Genomic DNA, 22,226 nt, shown 5'->3' with positions numbered 1-22,226 from the left:
ATTTCATGCAACCCGAGCTCAGCAAGGGGTGCAACAACACCGCGTCCTTTATCATCCCTGCAAGTACGACGCCGCAGACCTTCTCGATCCAAGGTTGTCGCAAGCACTTCCCAGGTACGGATGATTGCGGCGCCTGGTCGGACTACACGTATGTGCCACCTGCGGCGGCGGCACCTCCCGCACCAGCGCCCGCGCCGGCGCCAGCACCGGCGCAGTTGCCCGTGCGATGCACCGGCGGACCGGACGCGGGAAAGACTCTTCCTCCCGGCTCGAATTGCCCCGGAGATCCGGCTCCGGTGAAATGCCCTACCGGCTCGGTGACCGACACCGTCCCAGCCGGCCAGCAATGCGGCGCGCCGACGAACGCCGTCGCGGTGAACATCTCGCGGAATGGATTCAATGCCCGCGTGGCTATCACCAACAACTCCAGCCTGCCCGCCAAATGCAGCTACACGGCTACGAAATCCAGCGGATTCGGGCCGCAGGAGGTCGATAGAAGCATCGACGTCGCTGCGAACAGCACCGGTACGATTACCGACATGTTGTGGCCCCCCTTGGGAACCAGCTATGACACAACGGTGAAGTGCACGGTCGACTACAACAACAAGCAGACCTCCATCGGTCAGTCCAGCCAGAAAGTCAGCGGCTGACGATCGATCGCGGTAGCCGAGTACGACATCTACGAAGGTGTTCCTCACGGGCAACGCTGCGACCAACGATGCCGCGCTTCAGTCTCAGCCAGGTCGACTCGGCTTTGGCACAGTCCCCATCGCAGTGTTCGACGACCTTGGTCACCGCGCTGGGGAGTTCGCCCTAAGCCCCGTAGACCGGAACCGGCGGGCGCGCCTTGGCGAGCAGATCGGCGACCACCGGCCCCAGTTCCGCAGGATCCCACTTCGCGCCCTTGTCGATCTGCGGTCCGTGCGCCCAACCCTCGGCGACCCGGATCTTGCCGCCCTCGACCTCGAACACCTTCCCCGTGACGTCGCGGGACTCGGCGCTGCCCAGCCAGACGACCAGCGGTGAGATGTTCTCCGGGGCCATGGCGTCGAAATCCTGGTCCTGCGTTGCCATCATCTCGGCAAAGACGGTCTCGGTCATGCGGGTGCGCGCCGACGGCGCGATGGCGTTGACGGTGACGCCGTAGCGGCCCATCTCCGCGGCGCCGACCAGCGTCATCGCCGCGATGCCGGCTTTGGCCGCGCTGTAGTTGCCCTGGCCGACGCTGCCCTGCAGGCCGGCACCCGAACTGGTGTTGATGATTCGCGCGTCGACGGTCTTGCCCTCTTTGGACAGCCCGCGCCAGTACGACGCGGCGTGCCGCATCGTGGCGAAGTGGCCCTTCAGGTGCACGGCGATGACGGCGTCGAACTCCTCTTCGCTGGTGTTGGCCATCATCCTGTCGCGCACGATGCCGGCGTTGTTCACCAGAACGTCCAGGCCCCCGAAGGTGTCGACGGCGGTCTGGATCAGGCCCGCGGCCTCGTTCCAGTCCGCGATGTTGGATCCGTTGGCGACGGCTTCCCCACCGGCCGCGGTGATTTCGTCGACAACGCCCTGCGCGGCGCTGCCGCCCCCGGCGGGCGAACCGTCGAGACCCACCCCGATGTCGTTGACCACAATGCGGGCGCCTTCGGCGGCGAAGGCGAGCGCATGCGCGCGACCGATGCCGCCGCCCGCTCCGGTGACGATGACGACGCGGCCGTCAACCACTCCCATTGTTCGTGTCTCCTCTACTTGATCGCACTGGCGTTCGTTGTGGCCAGATAGTGCGGCGGCTCACCGCCGCCGTGCACCTCCAGCGACGCACCGCTGATGTAGCACGCCGCGTCCGACGCCAGAAACGCTGTGGCCCAACCGATGTCTTCGGGCTTGGCCAGCCGGCCCAGTGGCACGTTCTTCGAGATGGCGGCGATGGAGTCGGCGTCGCCGTAGAAAAGTTCGGATTGCTCGGTCTCGACCATGCCCACGACGCAGGCGTTCACCCGGACCTTCGGGCCCCACTCCACCGCGAGGGTCTGCGTGAGGCTTTCCAGGCCGGCCTTGGCCGCCCCGTAGGCGCCGGTGCCCGGCGACGGCCGCCGACCGGACAGGCTGCAGATGTTGATGATCGACCCACCGCGGTCCTGATTTTGCATTTGAGCGTTCGCGTGTTGTGAAACCGACAGCGCGCCAATCAGGTTGAGCTCGATGATCTTGCGGTTGAACTTCGCGCTGGACTCCGCGGTCAGCACGTACGGCGAACCGCCGGCGTTGTTGACCACGACGTCGAGCCGGCCGTGTTCGTCGACGATGGAGTCGATCAGTGCCTTGACGGCGTCGTCGTCGCGGATGTCGCACGAGTGGAACTCATAGGGCAGGCCCTCGACGGGCCGCCGTGCGCAGGTGATGACGGTCGCGCCCTGCGCGGCGAAGACCGAACTGATGCCGGCGCCCACTCCGCGGACCCCGCCGGTGACCAGGACCACCCGCCCGGCCAGCCCCAAGTTGATGGCGTCGGGTGCTTCGGCGCGAGTCACTGTGCTAGCGTACCAAGCAAGTGCTTGCTTAGGTAGTTACCCCACAAGGAAGTGGCACCGTGCCCATCACATCCAAAACCACCGAGCCGGGCATCGTCGCGGTCACCGTCGACTTTCCCCCGGTCAACGCCATCCCGTCGCGCGGCTGGTTCGAACTGGCCGACGTCATCACGGCGGCCGGTCAGAACCCCGAGACCCACGTCGTCATCCTGCGGGCCGAGGGCCGTGGCTTCAACGCCGGGGTCGACATCAAGGAGATGCAGCGCACCGAGGGATTCACCGCCCTGATCGACGCCAACCGGGGTTGCTTCGCCGCCTTCCGCGCCGTGTATGAGTGCGCGGTCCCGGTCGTTGCGGCAGTGAACGGGTTCTGCGTCGGCGGCGGCATCGGCCTGGTTGGCAACGCCGACGTCATCGTGGCCTCCGACGACGCCACGTTCGGGTTACCCGAGGTGGAGCGGGGCGCCCTGGGCGCGGCCACCCACCTCTCCCGGCTGGTCCCGCAGCACCTGATGCGGCGGCTGTTCTTCACCGCCGCCACCGTGGACGCAGCCACCTTGCACCACTTCGGTTCGGTGCACGAGGTGGTGCCGCGCGACCAGCTCGACGAGGCCGCTTTGAAGGTGGCGCGAGACATCGCCGCCAAGGACACCCGCGTCATCCGCGCGGCCAAGGAGGCGCTCAACCTCATCGACGTGCAGCGGGTCAACTCGAGCTACCGCATGGAGCAAGGCTTTACGTTCGAGCTCAACCTGGCCGGCGTCGCCGATGAGCACCGCGATGCGTTCGCCGGTACGGCGAAGGGCAAGAAGGAATGAGCGACAAGCGAACCACCCTCGACGCGGCGGTCGGGCAGTTGCGCAGCGGCATGACCATCGGCATCGGCGGCTGGGGCTCCCGGCGCAAGCCCATGGCGTTCGTGCGCGCCATGCTGCGCACCGATGTCAAGGACCTGACCGTGGTCACCTACGGCGGACCCGACATCGGCCTGCTGTGCTCGGCCGGCAAGGTCAAACGCGCCTACTACGGCTTCGTCTCGCTGGACTCCCCACCCTTCTACGACCCGTGGTTCGCCAAGGCGCGCACCAGCGGCGCCATCGAGGCCCGGGAAATGGACGAGGGCATGCTGCGGTGCGGTCTGCAAGCCGCCGCGCAACGCCTGCCGTTCCTGCCGATTAGGGCCGGGTTGGGCAGCTCGGTCCCCGACTTCTGGGAGGGCGAGCTGCAGACCGTGACCAGCCCCTACCCGGCACCCGAGGGCGGCAACGAGACGCTGATCGCCATGCCGGCGCTACGCCTGGACGCGGCCTTTGTGCACCTTAATCTCGGTGACTGCCAAGGCAATGCGGCCTACACCGGGATCGACCCCTACTTCGACGACCTGTTCCTGATGTCCGCCGACAAGTGCTTCCTGTCGGTGGAGCGCGTCGTCTCCACGGAGGAGCTGGTCAAGGCCGTTCCCCCGCAGGCCCTGCTGGTGAACCGGATGATGGTCGACGCCGTGGTGGAGGCGCCCGGCGGCGCCCACTTCACCACCGCCGCGCCGGATTACGGCCGCGACGAGAAGTTCCAGCGACACTACGCCGAGGCGGCATCGACCGACGAGGGCTGGCAGAAGTTCGTCCAGACGTATTTGTCCGGCAGCGAGGACGACTACCAGGCTGCGGTTCGCGCATTCGCAGAGGAGGCCGGAAAGTGAGCAACACCCGCGCCGAGGTCTGCGCAGTCGCCTGTGCCGAACTGTTCAGGGACGCAGGCGAAATAATGGTCAGCCCGATGACGAACATGGCCTCCGTCGGTGCGCGGCTGGCGCGATTGACCTTTTCGCCCGACATCTTGCTGACCGATGGCGAGGCGCAACTACTGGCCGATACCCCGGCCCTGGGCAAGACCGGACCCGTCGAGGGCTGGATGCCGTTCGGCCGGGTGTTCGAGACCCTCGCCTGGGGGCGCCGGCACGTGGTGATGGGCGCGAATCAGGTTGACCGGTTTGGCAATCAGAACATCTCGGCATTCGGGCCACTGCAACACCCGACCAGGCAGATGTTCGGCCTGCGTGGCGCGCCCGGCAACGCGATCAACCACGCGACCAGTTATTGGGTGGGCAACCACTCGAAGCGGGTGTTCTGCGAGACCGTCGACGTGGTCTGCGGCATCGGCTGGGACAAGGTCGACCCGGACAATCCGGCGTTCCGCTTCGCCAACACGTATCGGGTCGTGTCCAACCTGGGCGTGTTCGACTTCGGCGGCCCGGACCACACGATGCGCGCGCTGACGCTGCATCCCGGGGTGTCACCCGACGACGTTCGCGAGGCCACGTCGTTCGACGTGCATGGCGTCGACGAGGCCGGGGAGACCAGACTGCCGACGGACGACGAGCTCCACCTGATCCGCGAGGTGATCGACCCGAAGTCCCTGCGCGACAGAGAGATACGTTGATGAAGTTGCGCACGCCGCTGACCGAGCTGGTCGGTGTCGAGCATCCGGTGGTACAAACCGGGATGGGCTGGGTGGCCGGCGCCCGGCTGGTGGCCGCCACGGCGAACGCGGGCGGCCTGGGCATCCTGGCTTCGGCCACCATGACGCTGGACGAGCTGGCGACGGCCATCGGAAAGGTCAAGGTCGCCACCGACAAACCGTTCGGGGTGAACATCCGCGCCGACGCCGCGGACGCCGGTGACCGCGTCGATCTCATGATCCGCGAGGGCGTGAAGGTGGCGTCGTTCGCGCTGGCGCCCAAGCAGGAGTTGATCGCGCGGCTGAAAGAGGCCGGCGCCGTGGTGATCCCGTCGATCGGCGCCGCCAAGCACGCGCGCAAGGTCGCGGCCTGGGGCGCCGACGCGATGATCGTGCAGGGCGGCGAGGGCGGCGGACACACCGGACCCGTCGCCACCACGTTGCTGCTGCCGTCGGTGCTGGACGCCGTGCAGGGCACCGGCATCCCGGTGATCGCGGCGGGCGGGTTCTTCGACGGGCGCGGGCTGGCGGCCGCGCTGAGTTACGGCGCCGCCGGGGTGGCGATGGGCACCCGCTTCCTGCTGACCTCCGATTCGACCGTGCCCGAAGCGGTCAAGCGGCGCTACCTCGAGGCGGCGCTGGACGGCACGGTGGTGACCACGCGGGTGGACGGCATGCCGCACCGGGTGCTGCGCACCGGGCTGGTCGAGAGGCTGGAAAGCGGTTCGCCGGTGCGGGGCCTCACCGCGGCCGTGCGCAACGCGGCGAAGTTCAAGCACATGTCGCAGATGACCTGGCGGTCGATGATCCGCGACGGCATGGCCATGCGCCACGGCAAGGAGCTGACCTGGTCTCAGGTGGTGATGGCGGCCAATACCCCGATGCTGTTGAAGGCCGGTCTGGTCGAGGGCAACACCGAGGCCGGGGTGCTCGCTTCCGGCCAGGTCGCCGGCATCCTCGAGGACCTGCCATCATGCGCCGAGCTGATCGACGCGATCGTGTGTGACGCGATCAAGCACCTACAGGCGGCATCCGCGCTGATCGAATCCGGCGACTAAAGACCCTGGCTTAGGCGCGGGCCCGCGATCATCGTGGAGTCATGAGTGCGCTATTACCTGAAGCGTGGCCCAAGCCGTTGCTGGGCGCGATCCGTGTTTCCAACAGATACCTGCTCAACCCGCTGATGTTGCGCCTGGCCGGGCGCAAACACTGGTATGCGTCGGTGATCCACCACACCGGCCGGCGGTCGGGCAAGCAGTTCGCCACGCCGGTCGTCGCTGACCGGACGGCCAGCGGGTTCGTCATCCCGCTGCCTTACGGCACCGGAGTGGACTGGTTGCAGAACGTCCTCGCCGCGGGGCGGGCGAGCATTTCCTGCCAGGGCGAGAGCTACGACGTCGCGCAGCCCGAGGTGATCGACGCCGAGGCGGCCTTGCCCATGCTGTCGGCCGACCGCAAACGCACGTTCGCCCGACTCGGCATCGCGCATTACCTCAAAGTGTCAGACGCTTCGTCGCCGAACTGAGCTCGGCGCCGTTCGTCGAGACATAAACCACGCACACCGTTTACGGCGTGTCGGGTGCGTGGTTTCAGTGTCGCGGCAACCGACGAAGGGCGCCGGGCCCTACAGCCGCTCGATGATGGTGACGTTCGCGGTGCCCCCGCCCTCACACATCGTCTGCAGGCCGTAGCGGCCGCCGATGCGCTCGAGTTCGTTGAGCATGGTGGCGAACAGCTTGGCGCCGGTCGCACCCAGCGGGTGCCCAAGGGCGATCGCGCCGCCATTCGGGTTGACCTTCTCCGGGTCGGCCTTGATCTCCTTGAGCCAGGCCATCACCACCGGCGCGAACGCCTCGTTGATTTCGACGGTGTCGATGTCGTCGATCGACAGCCCGGCCTTCTCGAGCGCGTGCCGCGTGGCCGGGATTGGCCCGGTCAGCATGAACACCGGATCGGCGGCGCGGGCGCTGATGTGGTGAATGCGCGCGCGGGGAGTCAGCTTGTGGTCCTTCACGGCCTGCTCGGAAGCCAGCAGCACCGCGCTGGCGCCGTCAGAGATCTGGCTGGCCATCGCCGCCGTCAGCCGGCCGCCCTCGACGAGCGTCTTCAGCCCGGCCATCTTCTCCAGCGACGACTCACGCGGACCCTCGTCGACCCGGAACGGCCCGGATTCCGTTTCGACGGTGATGATTTCGTTGTCGAAGTGGCCGCCGCGGATCGCGGCGAACGCGCGCTCATGGCTGGTCAGTGCGTAGCGCTCCATCTCTTCGCGCGAGAGGTTCCACTTCTCGGCGATCAGCTCCGAGCCGCGGAACTGAGAGATCTCTTGGTCGCCGTAGCGGTGCAGCCACTGCTTGGACTCGTTGGTCGGCGAGGTGAACCCGAACTGCTCGCCCACGGTCATGGCCGACGAGATCGGGATCTGGCTCATGTTCTGCACACCGCCGGCCACGATGAGGTCGGCCGTGCCGGCCATGATGGCCTGTGCGCCAAAGGAAATCGCCTGCTGGCTAGACCCGCACTGCCGGTCCACGGTGACGCCGGGAACCTCTTCGGGGTAGCCGGCGGCCAGCCACGAGAGCCGCGCGATGTTGCCCGCCTGCCCGCCGATGGCGTCCACGCAGCCGGCGATCACGTCGTCGACGGCGGCGGGGTCGACGTCGACCCGGTCGAGCAGCCCACGCCAACCAAGGGCGCCGAGGTCCACGGGATGCACCCCGGCCAGCGATCCGTTGCGCTTTCCAACCGCGGTACGCACAGCGTCGATGACGTATGCCTCAGCCATAATGTCAGACTCCTTCTTTGGTAATCCCACCAAGAACGATGGCGAGGTATTGCTGACCCACCTGTTGTGCGGTGAGGGGCCCGCCAGGTTGGTACCAGCGCACCGACACCCACGTGGTGTCACGAATGAAACGGTAGACGAGGTCGACGTTGAGGTCGGGCTGGAAGTAGCCCTCGTCGATGCCTTGGTTGATCACCTCGACCCACATCTTGCGCTGCTGGCGGTTCATGTCCTCGATGTAGGAGAACCGGGGCTGCGACAACAACCGTTGGGCTTCGTCCTGATAGATGACGACTTGCGCGTGCCGATGCTCGATCGCTTCGAACGACGCCATGAACAGCCCCTTGAGCCGCTCCAGCGGGTTGGCCTCGCTGTCCACGATCTCTCGGTAGCGGGCGAACAGCCAGTCCAGGAAACTGCGCAGCAGCTCGTCGACCATTTCCTCCTTGGAGGAGAAGTGGTGATACAGGCTGCCGGAGAGGATGCCCGCGCTGTCGGCGATGTCGCGCACGGTGGTGGCGCGCAATCCGCGCTCGGCGAACATGGTCGCGGCGAGCTCTAACAACTCGTCGCGGCGGCTGTTTGCCTGACCGGCCACTCGGTCCACCCGATCAGAGTATCAACCAAGCGCTTGCTTGGCTAGCAGGGACGCTCACGGATGCTGGCTGGACACCGAGATGACCTCGCCGGTCAGGTAGCTGGAGTAGTCGCTGGCCAAAAAGGCGATGGTGGCCGCCACCTCCCACGGCTCGGCCGCCCGCCCGAACGCTTCACCGGCCGACAGCCGGTCGAGCAGGTCCGTCGAGGTGGTCTTGTCCAGGAACTTGTGCCGGGCGATGCTCGGGGACACCGCGTTGATCCGTACCCCGTATTCGACGGCTTCGATTGCGCTGCAACGGGTTAACGCCATCACGCCCGCTTTGGCGGCCGCATAGTGCGACTGCGAGTGCTGCGCCCGCCAGCCCAGAACGCTTGCGTTGTTGACGATCACGCCGCCATGGTCCGCGTCGCGGAAGTACGCGAGCGCCGCCCGGGTGGCCCGGAACACCGACGACAGGGTCACGTTCAGGACGCGGTCCCACTCGTCGTCGGTCATGTCGACCACCGGCGTCTGACCGCCCAGCCCGGCGTTGTTGACCAAGACGTCGAGCCGGCCCATCCGAGCGGTGGTCGACGCGATCAGCGCGTCCACCTGCGCACTGGACGTCACGTCGCACAGCACGCTCTCGACCCGGCCCAGGCCCAGCCCGGACAGTTCGGCGGCGGTCTCCCCCAGCCGTCGTTCGTGGTGGTCGGACACCACCACGTCGGCGCCCTCGACCAGGGCCCGGCGCGCCGTCGCCGAGCCGATCCCGGTGCCGGCGGCCGCGGTCACGACGACCACCTTGCCCTGCAGAAGCCCGTGCCCGGCAACCTCTTTCGGAGCTTCGGACAGGCTCATCCCTTTACCTCCCGGGGCAGGCCGAGCACCCGCTCGGCGATGATGTTGCGCTGGATCTCGTTAGAGCCGCCGTAGATGGTGTCGGCGCGGGTGAACAGGAAAAGCCGCTGCCACTCGTCGAATTCGCCGTCCGACAGGGTCAGCCCCGGCTTGCCGATCACGTCCATCGCCAGCTCGCCCAGATCGCGATGCCAATTGGCCCACAACAACTTCGACACGTTGTCCTGGCCGGGCTGCTCCACGTCCATGGTGGCCAGTGCGTACGAACGCATGGCCCGCAGCCCGGTCCACGCCCGCGTCAGCCGCTCCCGGATGAACGGGTCGTCGGCGGCGCCGTTGCGCCGCGCGACGCCGGCCAGGTTGGAAAGCTCACGGGCGTAGCGGATCTGCTGCCCGAGCGTCGAGACACCGCGCTCGAAGGTCAGCGTGCCCATGGCGACCCGCCAGCCGTCGCCGGGCTGGCCGACCACCAGGCCTGCGTCGGTGCGGGCGTCGTCGAAGAAGACCTCGTTGAATTCCGAGTCGCCGGTCAGCTGGATGATCGGGCGGACCTGGACCCCGGGCTGATCCAGCGGAACCAGCAGGTAGGACAGCCCGGCGTGCCGCTTGGAGCCCTTCTCGGTGCGAGCGACCACGAAGCACCACTGCGCCCAGTGCGCCAGCGAGGTCCAAACCTTCTGGCCGTTGATCACCCACTGGTCGCCGTCCAATTCGGCGGTGGTGGAGACGTTGGCCAGATCGCTGCCGGCGCCGGGCTCGGAATAGCCCTGGCACCACAGCTCGGTGACGTCGAGGATCTTCGGCAGGAAGCGCTGCTGCTGCTCGGGCGTCCCGAAGGCGATCAGCGTCGGGCCGAGCAGCTCCTCGCCGAAGTGGTTCACCTTGTCCGGGGCGTCGGCTTTGGCGTACTCCTCGTAGAACGCCACCCGGTGCGCCGTCGAGAGCCCCCGGCCGCCGTGTTCCACCGGCCAGCCCAGGCAGGTCAGGCCGGCCTTGGCCAGATGCTGATTCCATGCCCTGCGCTCTTCGAACGCCTCATGCTCGCGCCCCGGTCCGCCGAGGCCCTTGAGAGCTGCGAATTCGCCGACCAGATTGTCGGCGAGCCAACCGCGGACCTCCGCCCGGAACTCCTCGACGTCCTGCATGCCCTGTAGGCTAACCTACCAAGCACTTGCTTTGTTAGAGGAGCATCCATGGGGAGCGATCCGCGCACCGTACCGGCGGCGCTCGATCGTTTGGCGCAGCAACTCCCCGATCACGACGCGTTGATCACCGACGAGCGGTCGTTCACGGCGGCCGCCCTGCGCGACGAGGTGCATCGGGCGGCGGCCGCGCTGATCAGCCTCGGCGTGCAAGCGGGAGACCGCGTGGCGATCTGGTCGCCGAACACCTGGCACTGGGTGGTGGCCTGCCTGGCGATCCACCACGCCGGCGCGGCGATGGTGCCCCTCAACACCCGCTATACCGCCGAGGAGGCCGCCGACATCCTGGCTCGCACCGGTGCGCCCGTGCTGTTCGGGATGGGTCGATTCCTCGGCCACGATCGCATCGCCGACCTGGACCGCTTGGGCCCTGACGCCCTGCCCGCCCTGCGGCACATCGTGCGAATTCCGATCGAGGCTGATGACGGAACGTGGGACGACTTCATCTCCCGCGGCTCCGACACGACGGCGGTCCAAACCCGCGCCGCCGCGGTCACCCCCGACGACGTCAGCGACATCCTGTTCACCTCCGGCACCACCGGCCGCAGCAAAGGGGTGCTCTGCGCGCACCGGCAATCGCTGTCGGCGTCGGCGTCGTGGGCCGCCAACGGCAAGATCACCAGCGACGACCGCTACCTGTGCATCAACCCCTTCTTTCACAACTTCGGGTACAAAGCCGGCATCCTGGCCTGCCTTCAGACCGGTGCGACGCTCATCCCGCACCTGACCTTCGACCCGCTGCGCGCGCTGCAGGCGATCGAGCAACACCGCATCACCGTGCTGCCGGGACCGCCCACCATCTACCAGACGCTGCTGGACCATCCGCGGCGCAAGGACTATGACCTGAGCTCGCTGCGGTTCGCGGTGACCGGAGCGGCCACCGTTCCCGTCGTGTTGGTCGAGCGAATGCAGTCCGAGCTCGACATCGACATCGTGCTGACCGCCTACGGGCTGACCGAGGCGAACGGCATGGGCACCATGTGCCGCGCGGACGACGACGCGGTCACCGTCGCCACGACCTGTGGGCGCCCGTTCGCGGACTTCGAATTGCGCATCGCGGCAACAACTCCCGGCGAAGCGGGTGAGGTTCTGCTGCGCGGGCCGAACGTCATGCTGGGTTACCTCGACGACCCGGCCGCCACGGCGGCCGCGATCGACGCCGACGGGTGGCTGCACACCGGTGACATCGGCGCCGTCGACGCGGCCGGCAACCTGCGCATCACCGACCGGCTCAAGGACATGTACATCTGCGGCGGATTCAACGTCTATCCCGCCGAGGTCGAGCAGGTGCTGGCCCGGATGGAGGGGGTCGCCGACGCAGCGGTGATCGGGGTTCCCGACGAGCGCCTCGGCGAAGTCGGCCGGGCGTTCGTGGTGCCCCGGCCCGGCGCCGACCTCGACGAACAGTCCGTGATCGCCTACACCCGTGAACATTTGGCGAACTTCAAGGCGCCGCGGTCGGTGCGGTTCGTCGACGCGTTGCCGCGCAATCCGGGCGGCAAGGTGGTCAAACCACAACTGCGAGAGTGGACGTGAAGTGGATCTGGAATTAGACGAAGAGACCCTGTCCTTCCAGGCAGAGGTGCGGGAATTCTTGTCGGCCAACGCCGATTCGATTCCGACGAAGTCCTACGACAACGCCGAGGGCTTCGCCCAGCACCGCCAGTGGGACCGCGTGCTGTTCGACGCCGGGCTGTCGGTGATCACCTGGCCGGAGAAATACGGGGGTCGCGACGCGCCACTGCTGCACTGGGTGGTGTTCGAGGAGGAGTACTTTCGCGCCGGCGCCCCGGGACGGGCCAGCGCCAACGGCACCTCGATGCTGGCGCCGACGCTGTTCGCCCACGGCACCGAAGAGCAGCTGGACCGTATCCTGCCGAAAATGGCCAGTGGCGAACAGATCTGGGCACAGGCGTGGTCGGAGCCGGAATCCGGCAGCGACCTTGCCTCCCTGCGATCCACCGCGACCAAGACCGACGGCGGGTGGCTGCTGAACGGGCAGAAGATCTGGAGTTCCCGCGCGCCGTTCGCGGAAATGGGCTTCGGGCTGTTCCGGTCGGACCCGGCGGCCGAGCGGCACAACGGCCTGACGTACTTCATGTTCGACCTGAAGGCCAAGGGCGTCACCGTGCGACCCATCGTGCAACTGGGCGGCGACACCGGCTTCGGCGAGATCTTCCTCGACGACGTGTTCGTCCCCGACCACGACGTCATCGGCACCCCGAACGAGGGCTGGCGCGCCGCGATGAGCACGTCGAGCAACGAGCGCGGCATGTCCCTGCGCAGCCCGGCCCGCTTCCTGGCGACCGCCGAGCGGCTGGTGCAGCTCTGGAAGGACAGCGGCTCGTCCCCGGCCTTCGCCGACCGCGTCGCCGATGGCTGGATCAAGGCACAGGCCTACCGGCTGCAGACCTTCGGCACGGTGACCAGGCTGGCCGAGGGCGGTGAGCTGGGCGCCGAATCGTCGGTGACCAAGGTGTTCTGGTCGGACCTGGACGTGGAGCTGCACCAGACCGCGCTCGACGTACTCGCGGCTGACGGCGAGCTCGCCGGCAAGTGGACCGATGGCCTGCTGTTCGCGCTGGGCGGCCCGATCTACGCCGGCACCAACGAGATTCAGCGCAACATCATCTCGGAGCGGCTGCTGGGCCTGCCGCGCGAGAAGTCCGGGAGCAAGAAGTGAAATTTGCGCTAGACGAACAGCAGCGTGACTTCGCGGCCAGCATCGACGCCGCCCTGGGCGCGGCCGACCTGCCCGGCGTGATCCGCGCGTGGTCGGCGGTCGATACCGCGCCCGGCCGCAAGGTGTGGGGCCAGTTGGCCGACCTCGGCGTCACCGCGCTGGCGGTCCCCGAGAAGTTCGACGGCATCGAGGCGCATCCGGTCGACCTGGTGGTCGCGCTCGAACGCCTGGGCCGGTGGTGCGTGCCCGGGCCGGTAGCCGAATCCATCGCCGTGGCACCGGTTTTGCTCGCTGACGACGACCGCTGCGCCGCCCTGGCCTCCGGTGAGCTCATCGCCACCGTCGCGATGCCGCCGCAGACGCCGCGCGCCGTGGACGCGGACACGGCCGGGCTGGTGCTGGTGGCCACCGACGAGGGCGTCGCCGAAGCGACCCCGGGTGGAGAGCACGAGTCGGTCGATCCGAGCCGGCGCCTCTATGACGTCACCGCGTCTGGCGAGCCCCGGCAAGCCGACGTCAGGTGCGCCTACGAGTTCGGGGCGCTGGCCACCGCCGCGCAGCTGGTCGGCGCGGCCGAGGCGCTGCTGCGCGACACCGTCGACTACGCCAAGCAGCGGTCTCAATTCGGCCGGGTGATCGGTTCCTATCAGGCGATCAAGCACAAGCTCGCCGACGTCCACATCGCGATCGAGCTGGCCCGGCCGCTGCTGTACGGCGCGGCCCTGACGCTGGAGGCCCGCGACGTCAGCGCGGCCAAGGCGGCGGCGTCCGAGGCGGGCCTGCTTGCCGCGCGGTCGGCGTTGCAGACCCACGGCGCGATCGGGTTCACCCAGGAACACGACCTGTCCCTGTGGTTGCTGCGGGTGCAGGCATTGCGTTCGGCCTGGGGTACGCCCGAGGAGCATCGGCGGCGAGTGCTGGAGGCGCTGTGACTGAAGAACGGGAGATGTTGCGCGAGACCGTCGCGGCCCTGGTGGCCAAGCACGCGAACCCGGCGGCGGTGCGCGCGGCGATGGAGTCGGACCGCGGCTACGACGAGTCGCTGTGGCAGCTGCTGTGTGAGCAGGTGGGCGCCGCCGCGCTGGTCATCCCCGAGGAATTGGGTGGCGCCGGTGGCGAACTAGCCGATGCCGCAACGGTTTTGCAAGAACTGGGCCGGGCCCTGGTCCCTTCGCCACTGCTGGGCACGACGCTGGCGGAGCTGGCGCTGCTGGCCGCGCCCGAGCCCGACGCCGAGACGCTGGGCGGCCTCGCCGAGGGTACCTCGATCGGCGCGCTGGTGCTCGACGCCGACTATGTGGTCAACGGCGATATCGCCGACGTCGTAGTCGCCGTCGGCGACGGCCAATTGAGCCGGTGGACCCGATTCGGCGCGCAGCCCGTCACCACCATGGACCCGACCCGGCGGCTCGCGCGCCTCAAGGCTGAGGCGACCGAACCGATCGGCACCGACCCCGGCCTCGCCGACACGGCGGCGATCCTGCTGGCAGCCGAGCAGATCGGCGCCGCCGAACGGTGCCTGGAGCTCACGGTCGAATATGCCAAGGACAGAGTGCAATTCGGCCGGCCGATCGGGAGTTTCCAGGCCCTCAAGCACCGGATGGCCGACCTGTACGTCACGATCGCCGCCGCGAAGGCCGTCGTTTCCGACGCGTGCGACGAGCCCACCCCGACCAACGCGGCCACCGCGCGCCTCGCCGCGACCGACGCCCTGTGCACCGCGGCCGCAGAAGGCATCCAGCTGCACGGCGGGATCGCGATCACCTGGGAACATGACATGCACCTGTATTTCAAGCGCGCCCACGGCAGCGCGCATCTGCTCGCCGCACCGCGGGAACTGCTGGCACGCCTGGAAGCCGAGGTGCTCGAGACGTCGTGAACGACCACGTCGCGCTGCGCGCCGCCATCCCGCCGTTCTATGTGATGGACGTGTGGCTGGCCGCGGCCGAGCGCCAGCGCAGCCACGGCGACCTGGTGAACCTGTCGGCCGGCCAGCCCAGCGTGGGGGCGCCGGAGCCGGTGCGCGCGGCCGCGGCCGCCGCCCTGCACCTCAACGAGCTGGGTTACACGGTCACACTGGGGACCCCCGAGCTGCGCGCGGCGATAGCGGCGGATTACCAACGCCAGCATGGGCTTCGGGTCGAACCAGACGAGGTGGTGGTCACCACGGGTTCTTCCGGCGGATTCCTGCTCGCGTTTCTGGCGTGCTTCGACGCCGGTGACCGGGTGGCGCTGGCCAGTCCCGGCTACCCGTGCTACCGAAACATCCTGTCCGCGTTGGGATGTGAAGTGGTCGAAATCCCCTGCGGCCCGCAGACCCGATTCCAGCCCACCGTGCAGATGCTCGCCGAACTCGACCCGCCGCCCCACGGCGTGATCGTCGCCAGCCCGGCCAATCCCACCGGGACCGTGATAGCGCCGTCCGAGCTGGCCGCCATCGCATCGTGGTGCGAGGCGTCCGGGGTGCGGCTGATCAGCGACGAGGTTTACCACGGCCTGGTGTACGAGGGGGCGCCGCAGACCAGCTGCGCCTGGCAGACATCACGAGACGCCGTGGTGGTCAACAGCTTTTCGAAGTACTGGGCCATGACGGGTTGGCGGCTGGGCTGGATGCTGGTACCGCCGGCGCTGCTGCGAGCGGTGGACCGGCTGACCGGCAACTTCACCATCTGCCCGCCCGTGCTGTCGCAACTGGCGGGCGTGGCGGCCTTCACTCCCGAGGCGATCGCCGAAGCCGACGGCAACCTGCACCACTACGCGACCAACCGCGCGCTGCTGCTCGATGGGCTACGCCGGATCGGCATCGACCGGCTCGCGCCCACCGACGGCGCGTTCTACGTCTATGCCGACGTCTCCGGCCTGACCAAGGATTCGACCGGTTTCTGCTCGAAGTTGTTGAGCGACACCGGCGTTGCCATCGCGCCGGGGATCGATTTCGACACCGCGCACGGCAATTCGTTCGTTCGGCTGTCGTTCGCCGGACCGACGGAGGACATCGATGAGGCCCTGCGGCGGATCGGGTCCTGGATCTAAGCGTCCAGGATCTTGTCGAGGCGAGCCTCGAGGGCGCCGCGGTCGCCGACGTCGGACACGTTGATGCCGAACCGGGCGCTGAGGGTGTCGATTACCGCCGCCGCGTCGTCCAGGCGGATCTTCTCGCTGGCGTCGGCGCGGTGGATGGCCAGGTTTCGGCCGGCCAGGTTCAGCCGTGCGTCGTCGGTGACGCGCGCGGCCGTCAGTCCGGTGACGAAGTGCGACGAGGGATGCGTCGAGACGAACCAGCTGCCCACTTGCAGGTCGATGTCGGGCGCGGTCCGGGTGCTGAACTCGTACAGCGGTTGCCACTCGCCGCGAACCTGGGCCTGCAAGACCAGGCCGTCGCCCCGGTCCTCCAGCCGGTAGGGCTCGTGCGTCGTCTGTTGCACACTGCCGGTCTCGATCCGCAGTGGCGAGGTGGGTGTCTGGCCGCCGAAGCCGACGTCGACGAGATACGAAGCGTGGGAGCCGGGGAACGTCACCGCCAGCACGGTGTGCGTCTGCGGCGGTGACGGCGCGTCGAGCGGCCGCATCCACACCACCCGGCCGGCCAGGCGCCGCACGCGGAAGCCCAGCTCGCTCAGCACGTAGCCCATCAGGCCGTTCTGCTCGTAGCAGTAGCCACCGCGGCCCCGCTGAACCAGCTTGCCGGCCAGGGCGCCCGGGCTCAGGTCGTCGACCGGCACACCCATCACCGGATCGAGGTTCTCGAAGGGAATCGCCTTGGTGTGCGCGCTCACCAAGGACCGCAGGACGTCGAGGTTGGGATCCGCGGCGCCGCGATAGCCGATGCGTTCGAAGTACTCGCCCACGTTCAGCGTCATAGGGCCATTCTGCTGCCAACGCCATCGCCAGGCGTGCGACGGCCGGTAGCGGGTATGCCGTCCCCTAGCCCTAAGCCCCGGTTCGAAGGAGGAACCCGTGCCCGACATAGCCCTCTATCTCGACCCAGTCTGTCCGTTCTCCTGGGTGACCGCGCGCTGGCTGCGCGACGCCGCGCAATCCACGCACACGCCGGTCGCCCTGCGGCAGATGAGCCTGGCGGTGCTCAACGAGGGCCAGGACGCCGACGCGAAACAGCAACGCATGATGGACCGGTCGACGCGGTTGGGACGCCTGTTCGCCGCGGCCGTCGCGGAGCGGGGGCCGGACGCGTTCGCGGACCTTTACGACTCGATCGGTCAACGCATCCACGTGCGTGGCGACGAACTCAACGCAGCCGCGATCCGCGAAGCCCTCGCCGAGAACGGCCTCGAGGAGAGGCTCGCCGAAGCGCTCGACGACAGCGGCTTCGACGAAGCGGTCAAGCGGGCGCACCACGCCAGCCAGGACGCCTTGGGCGACGAGGCCGGCAGCCCGATCATCGCGATCGACGACCACGCGTTCTCCGGCCCTGTCCTGACCCGAACACCGAACAAGCAGGACGGTATTCGCTTGCTGGAGGCCGTGCTCACCATCGCCGAGGTTCCGGAATTCGCCGAGCTGCAACGGCCCCATCAAGGCCCGCCGACCATCGACGGCTGAGTGCGCCCGAGCGGCGTTCTCGGCTAACTTTCCCCGGCCGGATCGCGGCCGGGTGAACCCAAGGTTGCCGAAAGGCCCACCCGCGAGGTTCTGAGCGCTAATCTTGAGCTCGCCCGTCACATCTTTCGCGGAGGGTAGAGCGCCAGCAAATGCCTGAAGAGCCCCGGCCTGACAGTGTCGCGCCGGTACCGAGCGGCATCGCCGCGGAGCTGGCGGCCGCGGGGTTCGAGGACGCGCGGCAAGTAGCTCGGGGCGGGGCGGGGGTTATCTACTGCTGCTACGAAACCGCCCTCGGCCGAAGCGTTGCGGTGAAGGTGCTGCCGTCGCACATCGACGACGACAGCCGGGAACGGTTCCTCCGCGAGGGCTACGCGATGGGCGGGCTCTCCGGGCACCCGAACATCGTCAACATCCTGCGGGTCGGCGTCACCCCGAGCGGCAAGCCCTACATCGTGATGCCCTACCACTCGGCGGATTCGCTGGCAGTCCGGCTGCGCCGGGAGGGGCCCGTCGCGTGGCCCGAGGCGTTGCACATTGGTGTAAAGCTCTGCGGCGCACTGGAAACCGCGCATCGAACCGGTACGTTGCACCGCGACATCAAGCCCGCCAACATCCTCGTGAACGATTACGGCGAGCCGCAGCTCAGTGATTTCGGGATCGCCCACATCGAGGGCGGATACGAGACGGCGACCGGTTTCTTCTCCGGCACCATCGACTTCACCGCGCCCGAGGTGATGACGGGCAATCCCGCCACGGTCGCCTCCGACATGTATTCGCTGGGCGCCACGCTCTACGCACTCATCGCGGGCAACGCCGCGCACGAGCGCAAGAAGGGCGAAGACCTGATCGCGCAGTACCTGCGGATCAGCACCACCGGAATCCCGGACATGCGTCCCGACGGCATCCCCGACGCGGTGTGCTCGGCGATCGAGCGGGCGATGTCGATCGACCCGGCCGAGCGGCCCTCCTCGGCCGAGGAGTTCGGCCGCGAGCTGCAGGCCGCCCAGCGCGCCAATGGTTTGAAACCCGACGCGATGGCCATCACCGGACGTCCCTCGGCCGTGGCGGGGGACGTCCCGTATGCCGCGTCGGTCCCACCCGGCGGCCACAGCGAGGTGGCGCGGCCGTCCGCCCTGAACACATCGAGCATGCCCGCGCCGACGCGTGGGCCGGGTGGGCACGACGACCCGACCTCCGCGATCAGCGCTCCGCTCGGCCGCGATCACGCGCTGGAGACCGCGGCGCTTCCACCGCCGGCGCCCGCCGAGCTGGCCAGCTTGTTGCGCGGAGGAAAGGCACCGGCGACCCAGCCGAAGGTGCGGCCGCCTAACGCAGCCCCGCCGCCGGGCCGAAACGGCGGCGCCCAGGGCCCGCCGCGTAGTCCGAGGGACCGGGCCGCGGCTTGGTTCACGGAGCCCGGGAAGAAGCGGAACCGCATCGCGCTGGCGGCCGGCGCGGTCGCGGCGGTCGTGCTATTGGTAGCCGGGGGGATCTATTTCGCCCTCTCGCCGGACAACAACGCCGGTTCGAAGGGTACGTCGGGCCAACCGACCGCGCAGCCGCCCATGCAGTGGAAGCCGATCACCAACGCGCGCATCTCGCGGGACGCGGCGGCCACCACGCAGGCCGACGGCACGATCTGGATCTTCGGCGGTATCCGCAGCGACGGCGCGCTGACCGGACTGCAGGAGGGTTACGACCCCGTCATTGACAGCTGGAAGGGCGGCGACGACCTACCCGTCCCCGTCTCGCACGCCATGGCGGTCACCTGGCAGGGCAACCCCGTCGTCCTCGGCGGCTGGAAGCGCGAGGGCGGCAAACCCGTTGCCACCGACCAGGTCTGGCGGGTCGTCAACAGCCGCTGGGTCGAGCTTCCGCACCTGCTGCAGCCCCGGGCGGCCGCAGCGGCGGCCGTGGTGGGCGACCGCCTGGTCGTCACGGGCGGGGTCGACGCGAGCGGCGCGCTGCTGAACACCACCGAGGTGTTCGACGGCAACACCTGGACCCTTGGCGCGCCCATCCCGACCCCGCGTCAGATGCTGGCCGCCGCCTCGGACGGAAAGCTGGTGTACACCGTGGGCGGCGCCAGCGGATCCACGGATCTGGCGACGGTCGAGGCGTACGACCCGGCCGCGAAGACGTGGGCGCCGTTGCCCGCGCTGAGCCAGCCGCGAAGCGACCTCGGCGTGGCGATCGTCGACGGGCGCCTGGTCGCGGTCGGCGGCGTGTCGGCCGGGCAAATCCTCAAGAGCGTCTCCGCCTTCGACCTGATGACGAAGACGTGGTCGGGTCTGCCCGACATGACCACCGCGCGACACGGCATGGCCGTCGACGCGGTGGAGAAGTCCGTGTACGCGATAGGTGGGTCGACCGCCGTCGGCGACGGCCAGCTCACCTCGTCGGCGGAAGCCCTGAAATTGCCGGCCCGCAGGATCCAGCCGGCGTCTCAGTGGCGCACGCTGCCGGACGCGCCCACCGCCCGGTTGATGACGGCATGGGCTGTGGTCAACGACAAGATCTGGATCGTGGGCGGCCTGCGCAACGGCGTCGCGCTACAGACGGTGGAGAGCTACGACCCGCAGACCGGCGCCTGGCAGACCGGGCCGCCCCTGCCCATCCCGCTGCATCACGCGGCGGCGGCGGCCTATCGCGGCGAGGTGGTGGTGCTCGGCGGTGCCAGCGATCAGCTGGCCGACGCGTCCGACAAGGTGTTCGCGCTGCGCGGCGGCAATTGGGTCGAGCTGCCACATCTGACGCACGCGCGCGCTGCACCGGCGGCGGCGGTGGTGGGTGACAAGCTCGTCGCGGTGGGCGGCCAGAACGCCAAACAGGTCGTCCCGCAGACCGAGGTCTTCGACGGCAGTTCGTGGCAGGACGCCGCCGACATGCCGACGCCGCGCGAACATCTGGCCGCGGTGTCGGATGGCACCTACGTGTACGCGATCGGCGGTAGGTTCCTTTCGGCCGACAAGAACTCCTCGGCGAACGAACGGTTCGATCCGCAATCGGGCAACTGGACCAAACTGGTCGGCATGCCGACCCCGCGCGGGAGTTACGGCGCGACCTACATCGACGGCCGCATCGTGGTCGTCGGCGGCGAGGAGCCGACGATGGTGCTGAACGTCGTCGAGATGTACGACATCGCCGACGCGAAGTGGAGCACCCTGCCGCCGATGCCCACCGCGCGCCACGCCGAGGTGGTGGCGACGGTGGGCAACACCGTCTACTGCATCGGCGGCGCGAACCGGCCGACCCACGAGGGCCCGATCGCGACCGTGGAGGCGCTCGACTTCATGTAATGACGATCAGCGTAGTTGTCGACTGGTTGTACGGCGTCAAGCGGTGGATGTATCGGGGTGGGCGGCCCGGCTTTCCGGCCAGAGTGCTGAATCGACTGTCCGCACTGCAGTATTCAGCCGGCATTCTCTCCCCGGCGCGGGCGATGACCCTCGAGGTGCTTGGACGGCGGTCCGGACGGGTGGTCTCGGTGCCGGTGGTCGTCGTCGATTACGAAGGCATGCACTATTTGGTGTCGATGCTCGGCAACGACGCGAACTGGGTGCGCAATGTTCGTGCCGCCGGCGGGAGGGCCGTCCTGCGCCGTAGGCGGGCGGAACCGGTCCACCTGCTCGACGTTGGCACCGATGCCCGCGCACCGATCTTGCGCCGCTACGTCGCGGTCGCGCCCGGGGCGCGCCCACACATTCCGCTCGGCAGCAACGCCCCATTGGCCGAATTCGAGCGCATCGCCGCGCGCTACCCCGTCTTCCGGGTCATCCCCGACGACCCGTCCGGTTCGCAAGGGCACCGGCGCGACGGTGGGCAACGAGGAACAGCGCCGTAGCACCCAAGTGAGCGGCCAGGGTGGGCGCCATTCAGCCGGCACCTGGCACTGTCGAAGTCGGTTGTTTTACTTGCGCCAAATACGGGGACCCTGCTACGAGCCGTGCCCAGCACGGGCGACAACCGATCTGACGGGAGCCGAGGATGAATAGCAGCACTACCTGGATCGTGGTCGCCGCGGCGGCGATCTTGCTCATTCTCGTCGCGGTCGTCGCGCTCAACAGCATGCGGCGCCGCCGGCGGCAGCGACAGGCCGAGGAGATTCGCGAACAAGCGAGGCTGGCCACGGCCGAAGTTGAGCGGCGGGAAGCCTTGGCGCAGGAGACGGCCGCCAAGGCTCGCGCGGCGCAAGCCGAGGCGGAGGTCAAGGCCGCCGAGGCCGCACGGCTGCAAGAGCGGGCAGCCGAGCATCAAGGCGAGGTCGCGACATCGCGCGAGCAGCTCCGTGAGCAATGGGACCGTGCCGACAGCCTTGACCCCGGGGCGGAAAAGCAAACGGGTGAGCCTGAATCCTCAGACCAACCGGCAGTCGCTCACGAGGCCGGCCAGGTCGGCAGTCACCGCGCCGCCTCTGATCGGCCGCCCGCCGGCTGACCAAGGCCCACTGGGCTACCGGCTGGATCGCCCCCTCAGCGAGCCATCGGGTAGCCCACAATGCCGGGCCGGGCGCATCGACCGCTTCGCGGATGTGGCGGCGTTGTCCTCCCTTGACATTTCGCGCCAACGAATCGTCGCA

The 22,226-nt window shown here is 68.5% G+C and carries 21 protein-coding genes and 1 pseudogene; 15 read left to right on the top strand and 7 right to left on the bottom strand.

Annotated features, from left to right (window positions below; genetic code table 11):
- Positions 1 to 650, top strand: a pseudogene (locus A5711_RS27745) (hypothetical protein); the annotation flags it as partial.
- Between the two features lie 163 nt (positions 651 to 813).
- On the opposite strand, the gene A5711_RS19760 reads toward A5711_RS27745, so the two are convergent.
- On the bottom strand, positions 814 to 1,719 hold the full coding sequence (locus A5711_RS19760; RefSeq protein WP_067949485.1) for an SDR family oxidoreductase: 906 nt from the start codon (positions 1,717 to 1,719) through the stop codon (positions 814 to 816).
- A 14-nt stretch (positions 1,720 to 1,733) separates the two neighbouring features.
- Positions 1,734 to 2,519: an SDR family oxidoreductase gene (locus A5711_RS19755; RefSeq protein ID WP_197520833.1), complete on the bottom strand. Its 786-nt coding sequence runs from the start codon at positions 2,517 to 2,519 to the stop codon at positions 1,734 to 1,736.
- 59 nt (positions 2,520 to 2,578) lie between these two features.
- Here A5711_RS19755 and echA20 point away from each other — a divergent pair, with 59 nt between their 5' ends.
- Genes echA20 through A5711_RS19730 form a run of 5 tightly spaced genes read left to right on the top strand, consistent with a single transcriptional unit; the run spans position 2,579 to position 6,501 of the window.
- Complete coding sequence (echA20, locus tag A5711_RS19750; RefSeq protein ID WP_067949483.1) at positions 2,579 to 3,337, top strand: (7aS)-7a-methyl-1,5-dioxo-2,3,5,6,7,7a-hexahydro-1H-indene-carboxyl-CoA hydrolase; 759 nt, start codon at positions 2,579 to 2,581, stop codon at positions 3,335 to 3,337.
- Positions 3,334 to 4,218: a cholesterol ring-cleaving hydrolase subunit IpdA gene (gene ipdA / locus A5711_RS19745; protein ID WP_067949481.1), complete on the top strand. Its 885-nt coding sequence runs from the start codon at positions 3,334 to 3,336 to the stop codon at positions 4,216 to 4,218. The genes echA20 and ipdA overlap by 4 nt, the downstream gene beginning before the upstream one ends.
- A complete protein-coding gene (ipdB, locus tag A5711_RS19740) occupies positions 4,215 to 4,958 on the top strand; it encodes a cholesterol ring-cleaving hydrolase subunit IpdB (RefSeq protein ID WP_067949479.1) in 744 nt (247 codons plus the stop codon). The genes ipdA and ipdB overlap by 4 nt, the downstream gene beginning before the upstream one ends.
- Complete coding sequence (ipdC, locus tag A5711_RS19735) at positions 4,958 to 6,034, top strand: (3aS,4S,5R,7aS)-5-hydroxy-7a-methyl-1-oxo-octahydro-1H-indene-4-carboxyl-CoA dehydrogenase (RefSeq protein ID WP_067949477.1); 1,077 nt, start codon at positions 4,958 to 4,960, stop codon at positions 6,032 to 6,034. Before ipdB ends, ipdC begins: the two co-directional genes overlap by 1 nt.
- Before the next feature lie 41 nt (positions 6,035 to 6,075).
- Positions 6,076 to 6,501, top strand: a complete 426-nt coding sequence (locus tag A5711_RS19730; RefSeq protein ID WP_067949475.1) for a nitroreductase — start codon at positions 6,076 to 6,078, stop codon at positions 6,499 to 6,501.
- A 99-nt stretch (positions 6,502 to 6,600) separates the two neighbouring features.
- Here the strand turns inward: A5711_RS19730 and fadA6 are convergent, their stop codons facing one another.
- Genes fadA6 through ipdE1 form a run of 4 tightly spaced genes read right to left on the bottom strand, consistent with a single transcriptional unit; the run spans position 6,601 to position 10,347 of the window.
- A complete protein-coding gene (gene fadA6, locus A5711_RS19725; protein ID WP_067949473.1) occupies positions 6,601 to 7,761 on the bottom strand; it encodes a steroid 3-ketoacyl-CoA thiolase FadA6 in 1,161 nt (386 codons plus the stop codon).
- A gap of 4 nt (positions 7,762 to 7,765) precedes the next feature.
- Complete coding sequence (gene kstR2 / locus A5711_RS19720) at positions 7,766 to 8,368, bottom strand: TetR family transcriptional regulator KstR2 (protein ID WP_156664354.1); 603 nt, start codon at positions 8,366 to 8,368, stop codon at positions 7,766 to 7,768.
- A 45-nt stretch (positions 8,369 to 8,413) separates the two neighbouring features.
- Positions 8,414 to 9,202 (bottom strand): (5R,7aS)-5-hydroxy-7a-methyl-1-oxo-2,3,5,6,7,7a-hexahydro-1H-indene-carboxyl-CoA reductase, encoded by a 789-nt coding sequence (gene ipdF, locus A5711_RS19715; RefSeq protein ID WP_067949471.1) that lies wholly within the window; start codon positions 9,200 to 9,202, stop codon positions 8,414 to 8,416.
- The gene (gene ipdE1 / locus A5711_RS19710) at positions 9,199 to 10,347 is read right to left on the bottom strand and encodes an acyl-CoA dehydrogenase IpdE1 (protein ID WP_067949469.1); all 1,149 of its coding nucleotides are present in this window, start codon (positions 10,345 to 10,347) and stop codon (positions 9,199 to 9,201) included. Before ipdE1 ends, ipdF begins: the two co-directional genes overlap by 4 nt.
- A 48-nt stretch (positions 10,348 to 10,395) precedes the next feature.
- Between ipdE1 and fadD3 the strand changes: the two genes are divergently transcribed.
- From fadD3 to A5711_RS19685, 5 genes are read left to right on the top strand one after another with little or no spacing between them, the layout of a single operon-like run.
- Positions 10,396 to 11,940, top strand: coding sequence for a 3-((3aS,4S,7aS)-7a-methyl-1,5-dioxo-octahydro-1H-inden-4-yl)propanoate--CoA ligase FadD3 (gene fadD3, locus A5711_RS19705; protein ID WP_067949467.1), 1,545 nt, complete (start codon positions 10,396 to 10,398; stop codon positions 11,938 to 11,940).
- A 1-nt stretch (position 11,941) separates the two neighbouring features.
- Positions 11,942 to 13,087: an acyl-CoA dehydrogenase family protein gene (locus A5711_RS19700; RefSeq protein WP_067949465.1), complete on the top strand. Its 1,146-nt coding sequence runs from the start codon at positions 11,942 to 11,944 to the stop codon at positions 13,085 to 13,087.
- A complete protein-coding gene (locus A5711_RS19695; protein WP_067949463.1) occupies positions 13,084 to 14,019 on the top strand; it encodes an acyl-CoA dehydrogenase family protein in 936 nt (311 codons plus the stop codon). The genes A5711_RS19700 and A5711_RS19695 overlap by 4 nt, the downstream gene beginning before the upstream one ends.
- Positions 14,016 to 14,966: an acyl-CoA dehydrogenase family protein gene (locus tag A5711_RS19690; protein ID WP_067949461.1), complete on the top strand. Its 951-nt coding sequence runs from the start codon at positions 14,016 to 14,018 to the stop codon at positions 14,964 to 14,966. Before A5711_RS19695 ends, A5711_RS19690 begins: the two co-directional genes overlap by 4 nt.
- Complete coding sequence (locus A5711_RS19685; RefSeq protein ID WP_067949459.1) at positions 14,963 to 16,120, top strand: pyridoxal phosphate-dependent aminotransferase; 1,158 nt, start codon at positions 14,963 to 14,965, stop codon at positions 16,118 to 16,120. The genes A5711_RS19690 and A5711_RS19685 overlap by 4 nt, the downstream gene beginning before the upstream one ends.
- Here the strand turns inward: A5711_RS19685 and A5711_RS19680 are convergent.
- Positions 16,117 to 16,947, bottom strand: coding sequence for an arylamine N-acetyltransferase (locus A5711_RS19680; RefSeq protein WP_067949457.1), 831 nt, complete (start codon positions 16,945 to 16,947; stop codon positions 16,117 to 16,119). The genes A5711_RS19685 and A5711_RS19680 overlap by 4 nt on opposite strands.
- A 97-nt stretch (positions 16,948 to 17,044) precedes the next feature.
- On the opposite strand from A5711_RS19680, the gene A5711_RS19675 reads away from it, so the two are divergent.
- The 4 genes from A5711_RS19675 to A5711_RS19660 all read left to right on the top strand — a co-directional run bounded on the left by A5711_RS19675 (position 17,045) and on the right by A5711_RS19660 (position 22,084).
- Positions 17,045 to 17,647: a DsbA family protein gene (locus A5711_RS19675; protein WP_067949455.1), complete on the top strand. Its 603-nt coding sequence runs from the start codon at positions 17,045 to 17,047 to the stop codon at positions 17,645 to 17,647.
- 149 nt (positions 17,648 to 17,796) lie between these two features.
- Positions 17,797 to 20,946 (top strand): serine/threonine-protein kinase, encoded by a 3,150-nt coding sequence (locus A5711_RS19670; RefSeq protein ID WP_067949453.1) that lies wholly within the window; start codon positions 17,797 to 17,799, stop codon positions 20,944 to 20,946.
- Positions 20,946 to 21,491 (top strand): nitroreductase/quinone reductase family protein, encoded by a 546-nt coding sequence (locus A5711_RS19665; protein WP_197520832.1) that lies wholly within the window; start codon positions 20,946 to 20,948, stop codon positions 21,489 to 21,491. The genes A5711_RS19670 and A5711_RS19665 overlap by 1 nt, the downstream gene beginning before the upstream one ends.
- A gap of 143 nt (positions 21,492 to 21,634) precedes the next feature.
- Positions 21,635 to 22,084 (top strand): hypothetical protein, encoded by a 450-nt coding sequence (locus A5711_RS19660; protein WP_067949451.1) that lies wholly within the window; start codon positions 21,635 to 21,637, stop codon positions 22,082 to 22,084.
- The last annotated feature ends 142 nt before the right edge of the window (positions 22,085 to 22,226 follow it).

The organism is Mycobacterium sp. E2238 (assembly GCF_001672665.1).
GTDB lineage: Bacteria > Actinomycetota > Actinomycetes > Mycobacteriales > Mycobacteriaceae > Mycobacterium.
The sequence above is the reverse complement of the archived record's forward strand: the minus strand, read 5'-3'. Positions and strand labels throughout refer to the sequence as shown.